We start from the raw sequence: 12,551 nt of genomic DNA on the forward strand, positions 1-12,551 counted from the left end.
CTCCGCTACGAGCGACCGTCCCGCTCCACCGCGGCCAGCAGCCCGGGCACCGACGCCTCGCGGGTCTCGAACTCGACCTCCCGAATCTCGCCGACGGTCCACCCCTCCGCGAACGCCGCGCGCACGTCGTCCGGCGCGAAGGGGTTCGGGCCCCAGTCCTCGGGCGCGCCCTCGCCGAATCCGAGGGCGAACACCTCGCCGCCGGGGCGGACGACCCCGGCGAGTTCGTCGGCGTAGGCGTCGCGCCGGGCGGCGTCAGTTCCGGCGTCGTCGCCCATACCGCCGAGCAGTCACCCGCCGCACAAATTCCTTCGGCTTACTCCACGCTGAGTTCGTCGCCCCCGCGCGGCTCGGTGAACTCGAACTCGACCTCGAGTTCGGACTCGCGGCCCCCGGAGAACTCCACCTCCACCTCGACGGGTTCGCGGTACTCGAACGGGATCTCCCAGTCCTGCGAGGAGAGCGTGAGCCGGGTGTCGTTCTCGACCTGGTCGGCGAGCTCCCGGAGGAACGAGGCGGTGGCCTCCCGCGAGAGGTGAATCTCTCGCTCGAAGAAGCCGTCGGTCACGGTGGTTCGCTGTCGGTCACGGTCGTCGGGCAGATTGACCCGGTCCCCCATATCCTCGGTGTTCGGTCCGACGCGCCTAATATCGCCCGGCTCTCGGCCCCGCGACCGCCGGTTGGCTTTTTGGTCGGGAGGTCGTATCCGTGTCACCGTGTCGCTCATCGACCTCCTCGGGAGCAAGGCCCGGATCGAGATCGTCCGGGAACTGTCGCGCGAACCCAGGTACGTCACTCAGCTCGCCGAGACGGTCGGCATGGACGGCAAGACCGCCGTCCACCACCTCTCGAAGCTGGAGGACGCCGGGCTCGTCGGCCACTACGAGCAGGGCAACCGGAAGTACTACTACCTCGCCAGAACCGTCGAGCTCCGGGCCGCGCCACCGCCCGAGCGCACCTTCGTCCTCCAGACCGGCGAGCGCCGGGACGACCCCACGGCGGTCGAGTCGGCGACCGACGACTGAGCGCCGGGTTCGTCGGCTGTCGCGCCGGTCGGCGTCGTCCCGCGAGCGCCGCGGCCCGGACCGACGGTCCGGGTCAATCCGCGCTTCGCTCGCGGTCACACGGGATTCGGGCCGACTCACGGCGTGCCTAACGACAGTAGCGTTACTGTAACAGCGGGTTATCGACGGAGTGCGGTTGCTCGACCCGGATCGACCGGGAACGCGTCACCTCCCGCGGTCCCGGCGATTGTCGGCCGGGAAAACGCGGCTTATTCCGTCGAACGGTTCAAACAGTATATCTGATTTATCCCAGTGAGCGGGTTAGGGGTTCGTCGTGAGAGACATGAAACGACGTCAGTTCGGCGCGATGCTCGCAACCGCAACGTTCTCGCTCGGCGGAATCGGGAGCGTATCGGCCGACGCATCCGCACAGTCGACGGAACCGCTGGAGATCGAAGACGTGTCGGTCAGTGTGGGGAGCGTGACGAACAGTATCGGCCTCGCCCGGTTCGTGTACGACGACGGGACGATGGGCTTCGGCGTGCAGGACTGGACGATGGAGAGCGACGACCGGTCGCTGTCGGTGGAGACCGCGGCCGTGACCGCGACCGACGTCTCGGAGGAGACCTACGCCACCCTGCGCGAGGGGATGGTCGAGAGCTTCGACGGCCGGACGCTCACGCCGCTGCTGGTGGCGCTGCAGGAAGCTGACGTCAACCCCGAGTCGGAGGTCCAGATGGTCCTCGAGTCGGTCGAGCAGGACGGGTCGCTGGTCGCCGACCAGGTGACCGCCAACGGCGTCGCGGGCGACATCGTGGCCGACGGCACGCGCTCGCTGCTCGACGGCGGTCCGACCCTCGAGGAGCTCGCCGCCCTGGGCCCCTCGGAGTGGGACAGCCTGACCATCCAGCGCGGCGACGCCGAGCTCACCGCCAACGACGTGGTGATGGAGGTCGACGGCGCGACGGTCGCGATCTCCGCGCCGAACGGGTCGGCCGACGTGTCCGGTCGCGCGTTCGAGTTCAGCGAGATGACCATGAACATCATGCCGCCGGGGACCATCCCCGAGGAGCACATCGAGTTCGCCTCGCGGGTGCGCGAGTCGGGCACCGAGGGCGACCTCTCGCTGTCGACCATCGTGTCGGCCGCCGAGGATTCGGGCGTGACCGCCGACAACACGGCCGAAGCGGTCCGGAACGCGCAGTTCGAGCTCTCGTTCGCCGAGGTCACCGAGGACGGCGAGACCGTGGTCTCGAACTTCGCGACCAGCGGGACGCTGGCCGAACTGCTGGCCGCGCTCCAGCAGCGGACCTGAGGTTCCCGCAGCGGGGGTGGCCCGGGGTTCCGACCACCGAACGTACGTGCGTACTTCTTTCCGGACGCGAGTCGTCCCAGGAGTCGATGACACGGACAGCCGTCGTCGCAGGCGTCGGACCGGGACTGGGGGAATCGCTCGCGCGCAAGTTCGCCGACGAGGGGTGTCGGGTGGGGCTGTTCGCCCGGTCGGGCGAGTACGTCGCTGACCTCGCCGCCGACCTCCCCGCCGACGCCGCGGGCGTCGCGGTCGACGTCGCGGACCCGGACGACGTGCGCGCGGGGTTTCGGCGCGTCCGCGAGGAGTTCGGCCCGGTGGACGTGCTCGTCAACCACGCCAGCGGCGGGTCGTGGAAGGGCCTGCGCGACCTCGGCGGTCCGGGGCCGCGGCGGCGCGCTCGGCTTCTCGTCGGCCAAGTTCGCGGCCCGCGGAATGGCCGAGTCCATGGCGCGCGAACTCGGTCCCGAGGGCGTCCACGTCGCCCACGTCGTCGTCGACGGCCAGATTCTGCCGCCGGACGCGAGCGAGCGCGGCGACCGCGACGACGAGGAGTTCCTCGACCCCGACGAGATCGCCGAGAGCTACTGGCACCTCGTCGAGCAGGACCGGAGCGCGTGGACGCTGGAGCTCGACCTGCGACCCGACGTCGAGGACTTCTGAGACACCTATTCTCCCGTCGGGTGTCCTCGTGCCTGCGGCGCTGCGGGCACCGCTCGTCGCAAAAATCCGGACCGAAAAGCCGCTCGCCCGTCGCTGTCGCTCCTCGCTCGCGGCACGACTGCCGGCGCCGAGGCGGATGAGAAGATACCGGTTCCTACTCGTCCTGTAGCCGGTTCAGCACGGCCTCGGGCTCGTAGCGCAGCGAGAGCTGGCGCGACCGGCCGCGGCCCTCGACGTTGGTGTAGGTCGCGTCGATGATGTCGAGCTGGTCGAGCTTGTTGATGATCTCCGAATAGCGCGTGTAGCCCAGCCCGGTCTGGTCGTGAAACGCGTCGTACACGTCGCCGGCGCGCTCGCCGTCGTGCTCGGCGATGACCTCCAGCAGCTCCATCTCGCTGTCCGAGAGCGCCTGGAGGCTGTGGCTGAGGTGGACGTACTTCGACTTCTCGTAGGCCTGCTCGACGTCCTCGAGGTTGACGGTCCGGCTGGCGCGCATCTCGGCGTTGAGCCCGGCCCGCCGGAGCAGGTCGATGCCGACCCGGAGGTCGCCGCTCTCGGCGGTGAGCTCGGCCACCTCGTCGAGCACGTCCGCGGTGATGACGCCCTCGTGGAAGCCGCGGTCGACGCGCTCCTGCAGGATGTCGACGATCTCCTCGTTGTCGTACACCGGGAAGTACACCTCCTCGGGCCGGAAGACGCTCTGGACCCGGCCGTCGAGGTCCTCGATGACGTCGAGGTTGAGGTCCGAGGAGACGACGATGACGCCGATCTTCGCGCCGGAGTGGGCCTCGTGGGCCCGCAGCAGCGAGTAGAGCGTGTCGGAGGCCTCGCCCTCGTAGAAGAGGTAGTTGACGTCGTCGAGCGCCACGACGAGCACCTCGTCCTCCTCGACCAGCTTCTCGGTGATCTGGCGGAACAGCTTCTTGAACGAGATGCCCGACGACGGGGGCTCGTACTCGAAGATGCCCTCGAACACCCGGGAGAACACCGAATAGCGCGTCGAGTCGACCTGGCAGTTGACGCGGACCGTCCGGACGTCGGTCTGAGCGCCCAGCTCGCCGAACACCTTCTGGACCGCGGTGGTCTTGCCGGTGCCGGGCGGGCCGCGGGCGATGACGTTCAGGGGCCGGGAGCCGCGGGCGGCGGGGCGGAGCGCGTACTTCAGGCTCCGCATCTCGCTCTCGCGGTGGGCGAACGTCTCGGGAACGTAGTCGATCTCGAAGACGTGTTCGTCGCGGAACACGGACTCGTCCCACGAGAGCATCCCCTCCTCGGGGTCGTCTGCCATCACTTTCACCTCGCTGTCCCAGCTACTTAACCTTTCGGCAGCCGAAATTATTAGAGCGCAGAGAGGTCCACGCGGCCGATTAGGCGGTTCTCCGGGAGACCGCGGCGACTTCGCCGCGACTACTGACAGTCGACTTATTTCTCCGGCGAAATGGGGTGTCGGACGTGCTGATTCCGACTCACTTTCCGGCGCGCGCTGGCGGGACCTCGGGTCCCGCCAAGCGTGCGAGGGACGAGCATCGCAGCGAACGAAGTGAGCGAGAAGCGCAGGAGGCTGGGGAGGCGTGAGGCCCGCGGTGCAGTGCTGTGCGGAAACTCATCGGTGACGGCAGCAGCTAGCTTCTCGGACGTTTGGATGGATGGCGCGACCGGACAAGCTAATCCTGTCGAGAACGCGACGCAACTCGCCGAGTTCTAGAACTTCCCGAGCAGCCGGTCGTAGAACTCCCCGTCGGAATCCCCGGCCAGCTTCTCGACGATGAGCTCGGGCGTCGAGCGCGCGAGGTGGTCCTTCACCGGCGAGCGGTTCACCACGAGCTCGCCGTCCTCGAGCCCCTCGGCCTCGATGCCGTCGACCGGCACGTCGTAGTCGGCCATCTCGCGGATCTCGGCCGCGAGGTGCGAGACGAACACGCCGGTGACGTCCCGGCCGCGGAGCTCCTCCAGGATGCCCGCGATGATCTTGGCGCTCGCGCCGGGTTCGGTGATGCTCTCGAGTTCGTCGACGAGCACGAGCCGGTTTCCGGTGGCGTCGCCGGACTCGCCGCCCGAGCCGCCGTCTGTCGCCGCCGGCTCACCCCCGGTCGCCAGCCCCGCGAACTCCCGGAGCGTCGACTCGAACGCGCCGGCGTCGAGCGTCCCCTGGGTCTTGGCGTGGTAGTGGAGCTCGCCGAACCGCTCGATGCGGACCGACTCGGCGGGCACCGGCAGCCCCATGTGGGCCAGGATGGCCACCAGCGCCACCAGGTCGAGCGTCGAGGTCTTCCCGCCGCTGTTGACCCCCGAGAGCAGCGCCACGCCCGAGACGTCGTAGTCGACCGGCTCGACCGACTCGAAGTCGACGTCGAGCAGCGGCGAGCGCCCGCCCTCGATGGCGAAGCCCGACCCCTCCGGCTCGAACTCCGGCATCACGCAGTCGAAGTCCTCGGCGAACCGGGCGACCGCCAGTTCGACGTCCAGCTCCAGTGCGGTCCGGACCAGTTGCTCGGCGTCGGCCCGGCGGTCGGCGAGGTCGGCGGCGAGCTCGCGCTTCCGGCGGGCCGCCCGGCGGTCCTTCGCGGCCTGGAGGTCCTCGCGGAGCCGGGCGACGACCTCCTCGTCGCGCTCGACCGGGAACGTCGGCTCCTCGGGGAACGCCCGGCGGGCGACCTCGGCCTCGCCCGAATCGAGGTCGAGCGAGTCGATCAGCTCCTCGCGGGCCGCCTGGACCGCGGCGGCGTACTCGTCGCTCAGCTCCCGGGAGAGCAGCGAGTCGACGCCCGCGCCCTGCTCGACCAGCGAGAGCAGGTCCGACCCCTCGACGGTGACGTCGCGCTCCTCGATGGCGTCGCGGAGCTGGTCGTTGGCCACGCTCTCGGCGGTCGAGACCGCGGCGTCGAGGTCGTCGACGGCGCGGGCCAGCCGGTCGAGTTCGTCGTCGCCGACGACCGTCCCGTCCGAGTCCACGTCCTCGAGCGCCGCCTCCAGCGCGTCGAGGTCCAGCGGCGGGTCGATGTCGGCGGCCCGGTGGACCCGGGCGGCCGCCCGCAGGCAGTCGCGGTTCGCGGCGTAGAACGCCAGCACGCGCTCCGGCACGACCTCGGCGGGGCGTTCCAGCGCGTCGGGCTCAACCCGGACATCGCCGTCGACGGTCACGCCCGCGAACGCCTCGTCGAGCGCGACCACGGTCGAGTAGCCCCGCGCGAGGTCCGCGAGGTCGCGGGCGTCCTCGACCACCTCGACGCTCAGCTCCGGAATCGCGCTCTGGGCCTCGCTGTAGCGCTCGGCGTCGGCGGTCGCCAGACACCGGTCGCGGACCGTCACGTCGCGGGGCTCGGCGAGCGGTTCGACGTCGGTCAGCGCGTCGAGCACGGCCGGGTCGGGTTCGCGCTCGACCGCCCGCTGGGCGAACTCCCGGACCTCCTCGACCCGGGACGCGACCCCGCTGGGGTAGAGCGTCTCCAGGCGCTTCTCGCCGTAGCTCGTCACGGTCCGGTCGGCCAGCAGGCCGAGCGCGTCGCGGTAGATCTCCTCGGCCCGGACGGTCGCCAGGAAGCCGCCGGGGTCGCCGTGGCGCTCGCGGATGGCGCCCCGGGCGATGGCCGCCGCCCGGCCCTCGGTGACGCCGGGGGCGCCGGCGAGCTCGGCCACGTCGCCCGACCGGAGCGCGCGCTCGGGGTCGTCGAGCTCCGAGAGCGCGGCCGCGGTCTTCGCCCCGACGCCGGGTATCGCCTCCAACTCCATTCGAGGGTGAGTACCGACCCCTGGCTTAAAAATATTCGCGGACGCGGCGGCGCTTCAGGCGGGAGTACGCTCCCTTCGCCACCGGCGGGCCGTCGAACGGGCTCTCGCCGGGGCGCGCCGACGCGAGCCCGGCCGCCGGGGTCGCCGCGTTCAATGCCCTTTTCTCCCGGTGTCCCCAATCGTCAGGACATGGCTTCCATCGAGGAGAAGACGCGGGCGCTCCGGGACGACCTCGCCGAGCGCGACGGCGCGCTGGTGGCGTTCTCGGGCGGCGTGGACTCGAGCGTCGTCGCGGCGCTGGCCCACGAGGCGCTGGGCGAGGACGCCGTGGCCTGCACCGCCAAGAGCGAGACCCTGCCGGAGGCCGAGCTCGACGACGCCAAGCGCGTCGCCGACGAGATCGGCATCCGCCACGAGATCGTGGAGTTCTCGGAGCTCGACGACCCCGACTTCGTCGCCAACGGCGACGACCGGTGCTACCACTGCCGGACGATGCGCCTGGGCAGGATGTTCGAGGCCGCCGAGGAGCTCGGCATCCCGGTGGTCTGCGACGGCACGAACGCCAGCGACGCCGACGGCGGCCACCGACCCGGCCTCCAGGCGGTCGACGAGCTCGACGCCTACTCGCCGCTGCTGGTCCACGACATCTCCAAGGAGGAGGTCCGGGCCATCGCCGACGACCGCGACCTGACGGTCGCCGACAAGCCCTCGATGGCCTGCCTCTCCTCCCGGATTCCGACCGGGCTCGAGGTCACCGAGGCGAAGCTCTCGCGGGTCGAGAAGGCCGAGAACCTGCTCCGCCAGTGGGGGTTCTCGCAGTTCCGCGTCCGGGACCACGACGGCCTGGCCCGCATCGAGGTCGGCGAGGACGAGCTCGACGTGGCGCTCGACCCCGACTTCGCGGCGGCCGCCCGCGACCACCTGACCGACGTCGGCTTCGACCACGTGACGCTGGACCTGCAGGGCTACCGGACCGGCAGCGTCAGCCCCGCGGACGAGGCGGCCGACGAGGACGCGGTCGGCGGAGACGAGGCGGAGACGATGGACGACACTACCGCGGACGAGCCGCTGGTCGAGGACGTCTTCGCCTCGGAGTATCCGACCGCGGAATAGCGATTCTTCTCGCCGAAGGGAATGCGCCTGTATCCGGCGTCGTCACTCCCCAGTCGGCTTCGTAGAAAGTGGCATGGGCGTTCGCACCCAGGGTGGCAGTTTGCTGGCACGCGAACTGCGGTTTGTAGCTGCTGGCACGCGAGCTAAGTGGCAGGCGCGAACGCTACCTGTTCGTAGGCATCCCTACCCCTTAGTTATATGCCGATTACGCCGCGGAAACGTGCCGTTGGCGTGACGAAGGAGCGCCGGCAAGTGAGCGAAACGCTCAGTTGCCGGTCCACTTCAGTAGCGCCAGCGTCCCCTCGAACAGGGTGATCATCGTCAGCGTGACCAGGATGGGCGCCATCCCGGTCGGGTCCGGCGTGAAGAGGAACGAGACGCCGAGGAACGCGCCCCAGAACAGCAGCCGGCGGTCGGCGAGCCACCGGCGGGTGGTCAGGCCCATCATGATGGCGAGCATGATGAACAGCGGAATCTGGAACACGACCGCCAGGTAGCCCATCAGCATCAGGATGAGGTTGAACGTCTTGGTCAGCCCGAACGCGACGAGGGCGACGCCCTCGGTGTAGCTGATGAAGTACTGGAACACCGCGGGCAGGACGAGGAAGAACGCGAAGCTCACGCCGACGACCGCCAGCACCAGGCTCGTCGGCACCGCCGCCAGGTAGTAGCGTCGTTCGTGTGGGTAGAGTCCGGGCCGCATGAAGAGGTACGTCTCGTAGACGAAGACGGGGAGCGCAATGATGACCCCGGCCAGGCTGGCGACCTTGAGCTCGGTCAGCACCAGCGCCAGCGGGTGGTAGAGCTTCGGCCGGGCCTGCTCGCCGAGTTGGTCGAGCGGGATGATGTTGTACCAGAGGATGTTGATGACCCGCTCGGAGGCAGGGAGGGCGACGGCGGTGACGAGTCCGGCGACGGCGATGACCACGGCCAGCCGCTTTATCATCTCCTCGATGTGGTCGGCCAGCGGCATCTCCTCGTCCTCCAGCGGCTCCTCGGGCGTCGCCGCCGGATTGTCCAGCGTCTCGGCCTCCCGGGTCCCGGCGTCCTCGGCGGGAGAGAAATTGCTGGCCGCCGCCTCCGATTCGTCAGCCATTCAGTCGGTCTAAACGCTCCTGTAGTTATAGGCTTTCTTCTCTCGGAGGGACGAGAAGATTGATAACTGCGACACGGCTACCACTTCCAAAGGATGTCCGGGAGCAGTATCGTCGACGAGGACACCGCCCGCGCCGTCAACAGCGGTCGCGAGACCGTCGGGGCGATGCTCTCGACGGCGCAGGCCCACCTCCAGAAGGTCTTCATCGTCTTCGTCGTCGGCTTCATCGCCTCTTTCTACGCGCTCCGAGCCGTCGGCTGGCCGTTCCTCAAGAACGTCACCAAGGCCCAGATGAACCCGGACATCGCCGAGAACGTCGTCATCATCGCGGTGACGCCGTTCGACGTCATCCTCCTGCAGGCGAAGATCGGCGCGGTCGCCGGCATCGTCCTCGCGCTCCCGGTGCTGCTCTACTACTCCCGCGATTCGCTCCGACAGAGGTCCTGGTACCCGAACGGTCGGATCGCCCGGTGGAAGATCGCGGTCATCGCGCTGCTGGCGCTCGCGCTGTTCGCCGGCGGCATGCTGTACGGCTACGGCGTCTTCTTCCCGGTGATGTTCGAGTTCCTCGCCCGGAACGCCATCAACGCCGGGTTCAGCCCGCGCTACTCCATCGTGAAGTGGACCGAGTTCATCGCCTTCCTCTCGCTGTCGTTCGGGCTGGCCGCCGAGCTCCCGCTGGCGATGAGCGGGCTCGGCTACACCGGCATCGTCCCCTACGAGACGTTCCGCGACAAGTGGCGCTACGCCATCATGGGCATCTTCGTGTTCGGGGCCGTCGCGTCGCCGCCGGACCCGTTCACCCAGATCATGTGGGCGACCCCGCTCATCCTGCTGTACGGATTCAGCCTCTATCTGACGAAGGTCGTGGTGACGCTCAAGCGCGGGAGCGAGCGGCTCAGCTTCGCCGGCGTGGTCTGGGACAACGGCATCCGGATATTCGGCGTCGCCGCGCTGGCGTTCCTGGTGGTCCGGCTGTTCCTGACCCGGGCCGGCGTCGAGGCCGTGAACGCCGAACTGCCCGCGAAGTACGCGCTCCCGACGGTCGGCGAGGCGCTCGGGCTCCCGCGGGCCGACGCCGTGCTGGTCGCGTCCGGGGCGGTCGCGCTGGTCGCGTTCGTCGTCGCGTTCCTCTACTACCTGACCCGGGCGCTCGACGAGGCCGCCAGCGCCGCGATGGCCGCGGGCGGCGTCGGCGCGTCCCCGACCGCTCCCTCCGCGGGCGCGCCGGGCAACATCGACCTCGCGAACCTCGACGCCGGCGCGGTCCGGGCGGCCCCGCCCGAGATATTCGTCGACATGAGCGAGGAGGAGGCGGTCGGCTTCGCCCGCGAGGCGATGGACGACGACGACCCCGAGAAGGCCCAGGCAATCCTCGACCGCTACGACGAACTCAACCCCGAGGACGAGGCCGACGACGAGGCGGCCGCGGAGGAGGCGGCTGGGGCCGCGGCCGACGCGGAGGCCGGCGACGCCACGACCGACGAGGAGGTGCTCGAGACCGAGGCCGAGGAGTCGGGCAACGTCTTCGAGAGCACGGCCGCGGGCATGGCCAACGCCTTCACCGAGGAGGAGACCACCGAGGACGACATCGGCGGCTGGTACTACGACATCCGGTTCATCGTCGAGAGCCTCACCTCGAAGATGGTCTACCTCGTCGCGGTGTTCATGGCGGTGCTCGCGTCGGTGTTCTTCTTCCTCTACCGGGGCGGCATCGGCGCCATCCGCGAGGACTTCCTCTCGCGGCTCCCCGCCGAGGTCCGGCCCGACGTGGGGTCGGGCGAGACGGTGCTCAACATCGTGCCGCTCCACCCCGTCGAGGTGCTGGTGTTCGAGGTCAAGATCTCGACCCTGCTGGCGGCCGTGGCGGTGCTGCCGCTGCTGCTCTACTGGTCGTGGCCCGCGCTGAAGGAGCGCGGCATCGCGTCGGGCGACCGCCGGGTGTTCGCGCTCTGGACCGGCGTCATCGCGCTCGGACTCGTCGGCGGGAGCGCGCTGGGCTACACCGTGGTCGCGCCCAGCGTCATCTCGTGGCTGGTCGCCGACGCGGTCCGGGCCGAGATGATCATCTCCTACCGGGTCAGCAACTTCTTCTGGCTCGTGTTCTTCACTACGGCGGGCATCGGCCTGCTGGCCGACGTGCCCCTGTCGATGTGGCTGTTCGACCGCGGCGGCATCGTCTCGTTCGACGCGATGAAGGACCGCTGGCGCGAGGTCACCATCGCGGTGTTCGCGGTCGCGGGACTGGTCACGCCCGACAGCCTCTACACGATGTTCCTGCTGGCCATCCCCATCTCGCTGTCGTACCTCGTCGGCCTCGCCGGCCTCTGGGTCGTGACGCTCGGCGGCCGGCGGTAGGGCTGCTCGGGGTCGGCTGATTTCCAGGAGTATCTCGACTCACTAAGAGTGGCGCGCGCTGGCGCGGCCCGTCAGTGGCCGCGCCGATACGCGCGAGGGACGAGCGAGCATGACGAGCGAGGAGGCTGGGGAGGTGTGAGGGCCGTGCTGGGCGGTCGCGGTAACTCATAGGCGACGGCAGTAGCTAGCGAACGTCCGGTTTCTACCGACACACTCGCACCGAACGTCCGTACTCCCCCTCGCGACGGCCGAGACATCAAACTGCCTCTGTCAACATCGAACAGTTAAAGACATCGAGAGATAATACCCCAGTATGAGCAAGATAAGCGTGGAGGTGCCCGACGAGCTCCTCGACGACGTCGACGCGCACGTCGGCGACGACGGCAAGTTCGTGAACCGCAGCGAGGCGGTCCGGGCCTCGCTCCGGAAGATGCTGGACCAGCTCGACGAGATCGACGAGCGCCACGGGAGGCTCGAGGATGACTGACGGAGCGCCCGAGCAGTACAGAGACACCACCCCGCTTCCCACCGGTCGCATCGCGCTGGTCGCGCTGTTCGTCACCGCGCTGGTGACCGCCCAGCTCACCGCGTCGAAGCTGCTGGGCTTTTCCATCCCGGTCGAGCTGCCGTTCACCGGCGCGATGCTGGCGATGCCCGGCGCGGCGCTGGCCTACGCGGTGACGTTCTTCGCCTCGGACTGCTACTCCGAGCTGTACGGCCCCGAGGAGGCCCACAAGGTGGTCAACGTCGGCTTCGCGATGAACTTCGTGATGCTCGCGCTGGTGTACTCGACCATCGCCGCGCCCGCCGCGCCGTTCAGTTCGGTCGACCCCGCGACGTTCGAGGCGGTGCTGGGCGCGAGCCTCAACATCGTGGTCGCCAGCGCGCTGGCCTACATCGTGAGCCAGCACTGGGACGTCCGGGTGTTCCACGCCATCCGCGAGCGCACCGGCGGCGAGCGGCTCTGGCTCCGGAACGTCGGCTCGACCGCGAGCAGCCAGCTCGTCGACACCGTCATCTTCGTCGGCGTCGGGTTCGCCGCGATGCCCGCGCTCCGGGGCGGCGACCCGATGGCGCTGAACGCGCTGCTCGGCCTCGCGCTGGGCCAGTACCTGCTGAAGCTGCTCATTGCAGTGGCCGACACGCCGTTCGTCTACGCCGTGGTCGGCTACCTCCGGTCGCGGGCGTCGGCCGCGACGCCCGCCGCCCGGACCGCCGACTGAGACCGGCGCCGAGCACCGAAGCGACGCCAGGTATCGAGACCGACGCCGAGTAC

Annotated in this window: 10 protein-coding genes and 2 pseudogenes; 7 read left to right on the plus strand and 5 right to left on the minus strand. The window is 69.4% G+C overall.

What is annotated here, in order from left to right; genetic code table 11:
- Nucleotides 1–5 precede the first annotated feature (5 nt).
- Nucleotides 6–278, minus strand: coding sequence for a hypothetical protein (locus DVR07_RS14795; protein ID WP_115798036.1), 273 nt, complete (start codon nucleotides 276–278; stop codon nucleotides 6–8).
- 38 nt (nucleotides 279–316) lie between these two features.
- Nucleotides 317–619: an amphi-Trp domain-containing protein gene (locus tag DVR07_RS14800; RefSeq protein ID WP_115798037.1), complete on the minus strand. Its 303-nt coding sequence runs from the start codon at nucleotides 617–619 to the stop codon at nucleotides 317–319.
- Nucleotides 620–716: 97 nt separating this feature from the next.
- On the opposite strand from DVR07_RS14800, the gene DVR07_RS14805 reads away from it, so the two are divergent.
- The 3 genes and pseudogenes from DVR07_RS14805 (at nucleotide 717) to DVR07_RS14815 (ending at nucleotide 2,979) form a co-directional block, all read left to right on the plus strand.
- Complete coding sequence (locus DVR07_RS14805) at nucleotides 717–1,025, plus strand: ArsR/SmtB family transcription factor (protein WP_115798038.1); 309 nt, start codon at nucleotides 717–719, stop codon at nucleotides 1,023–1,025.
- 346 nt (nucleotides 1,026–1,371) lie between these two features.
- Nucleotides 1,372–2,319: a hypothetical protein gene (locus DVR07_RS14810; RefSeq protein ID WP_162829581.1), complete on the plus strand. Its 948-nt coding sequence runs from the start codon at nucleotides 1,372–1,374 to the stop codon at nucleotides 2,317–2,319.
- Between the two features lie 86 nt (nucleotides 2,320–2,405).
- Nucleotides 2,406–2,979, plus strand: a pseudogene (locus tag DVR07_RS14815) (SDR family NAD(P)-dependent oxidoreductase).
- Between the two features lie 154 nt (nucleotides 2,980–3,133).
- Here DVR07_RS14815 and DVR07_RS14820 read toward each other — a convergent pair.
- Together DVR07_RS14820 and DVR07_RS14825 are read right to left on the minus strand one after the other, a co-directional pair.
- Entirely contained in the window at nucleotides 3,134–4,267 is a 1,134-nt protein-coding gene (locus DVR07_RS14820) for an ORC1-type DNA replication protein (protein ID WP_115798040.1), read from the minus strand.
- 413 nt (nucleotides 4,268–4,680) lie between these two features.
- On the minus strand, nucleotides 4,681–6,708 hold the full coding sequence (locus tag DVR07_RS14825; RefSeq protein WP_115798041.1) for an endonuclease MutS2: 2,028 nt from the start codon (nucleotides 6,706–6,708) through the stop codon (nucleotides 4,681–4,683).
- Between the two features lie 189 nt (nucleotides 6,709–6,897).
- Here DVR07_RS14825 and larE point away from each other — a divergent pair, with 189 nt between their 5' ends.
- Nucleotides 6,898–7,821: an ATP-dependent sacrificial sulfur transferase LarE gene (gene larE, locus DVR07_RS14830; RefSeq protein WP_115798042.1), complete on the plus strand. Its 924-nt coding sequence runs from the start codon at nucleotides 6,898–6,900 to the stop codon at nucleotides 7,819–7,821.
- Nucleotides 7,822–8,086: 265 nt separating this feature from the next.
- Here the strand turns inward: larE and tatC are convergent.
- Nucleotides 8,087–8,818 (minus strand): annotated as a pseudogene (gene tatC, locus DVR07_RS14835) (twin-arginine translocase subunit TatC); the annotation flags it as partial.
- Nucleotides 8,819–9,010: 192 nt separating this feature from the next.
- Here tatC and DVR07_RS14840 point away from each other — a divergent pair.
- The 3 genes from DVR07_RS14840 (at nucleotide 9,011) to DVR07_RS14850 (ending at nucleotide 12,498) form a co-directional block, all read left to right on the plus strand.
- Nucleotides 9,011–11,275: a twin-arginine translocase subunit TatC gene (locus DVR07_RS14840; RefSeq protein ID WP_115798044.1), complete on the plus strand. Its 2,265-nt coding sequence runs from the start codon at nucleotides 9,011–9,013 to the stop codon at nucleotides 11,273–11,275.
- 313 nt (nucleotides 11,276–11,588) lie between these two features.
- A complete protein-coding gene (locus tag DVR07_RS14845) occupies nucleotides 11,589–11,762 on the plus strand; it encodes a ribbon-helix-helix domain-containing protein (protein ID WP_115798045.1) in 174 nt (57 codons plus the stop codon).
- A complete protein-coding gene (locus DVR07_RS14850; protein ID WP_115798046.1) occupies nucleotides 11,755–12,498 on the plus strand; it encodes a queuosine precursor transporter in 744 nt (247 codons plus the stop codon). The genes DVR07_RS14845 and DVR07_RS14850 overlap by 8 nt, the downstream gene beginning before the upstream one ends.
- Nucleotides 12,499–12,551: the final 53 nt, after the last annotated feature.

The organism is Halorussus rarus, assembly GCF_003369835.1.
Taxonomy (GTDB): domain Archaea; phylum Halobacteriota; class Halobacteria; order Halobacteriales; family Haladaptataceae; genus Halorussus; species Halorussus rarus.

Coding starts and splice junctions, on each gene's coding strand:
- DVR07_RS14795 (WP_115798036.1), bottom strand. CDS start 278: ATGGGCGACGACGCCGGAACTGACGCCGCCCGGCGCGACGCCTACGCC.
- DVR07_RS14800 (WP_115798037.1), bottom strand. CDS start 619: ATGGGGGACCGGGTCAATCTGCCCGACGACCGTGACCGACAGCGAACC.
- DVR07_RS14810 (WP_162829581.1), top strand. CDS start 1,372: ATGCTCGCAACCGCAACGTTCTCGCTCGGCGGAATCGGGAGCGTATCG.
- DVR07_RS14820 (WP_115798040.1), bottom strand. CDS start 4,267: ATGGCAGACGACCCCGAGGAGGGGATGCTCTCGTGGGACGAGTCCGTG.
- DVR07_RS14825 (WP_115798041.1), bottom strand. CDS start 6,708: ATGGAGTTGGAGGCGATACCCGGCGTCGGGGCGAAGACCGCGGCCGCG.
- larE (WP_115798042.1), top strand. CDS start 6,898: ATGGCTTCCATCGAGGAGAAGACGCGGGCGCTCCGGGACGACCTCGCC.
- DVR07_RS14840 (WP_115798044.1), top strand. CDS start 9,011: ATGTCCGGGAGCAGTATCGTCGACGAGGACACCGCCCGCGCCGTCAAC.
- DVR07_RS14845 (WP_115798045.1), top strand. CDS start 11,589: ATGAGCAAGATAAGCGTGGAGGTGCCCGACGAGCTCCTCGACGACGTC.
- DVR07_RS14850 (WP_115798046.1), top strand. CDS start 11,755: ATGACTGACGGAGCGCCCGAGCAGTACAGAGACACCACCCCGCTTCCC.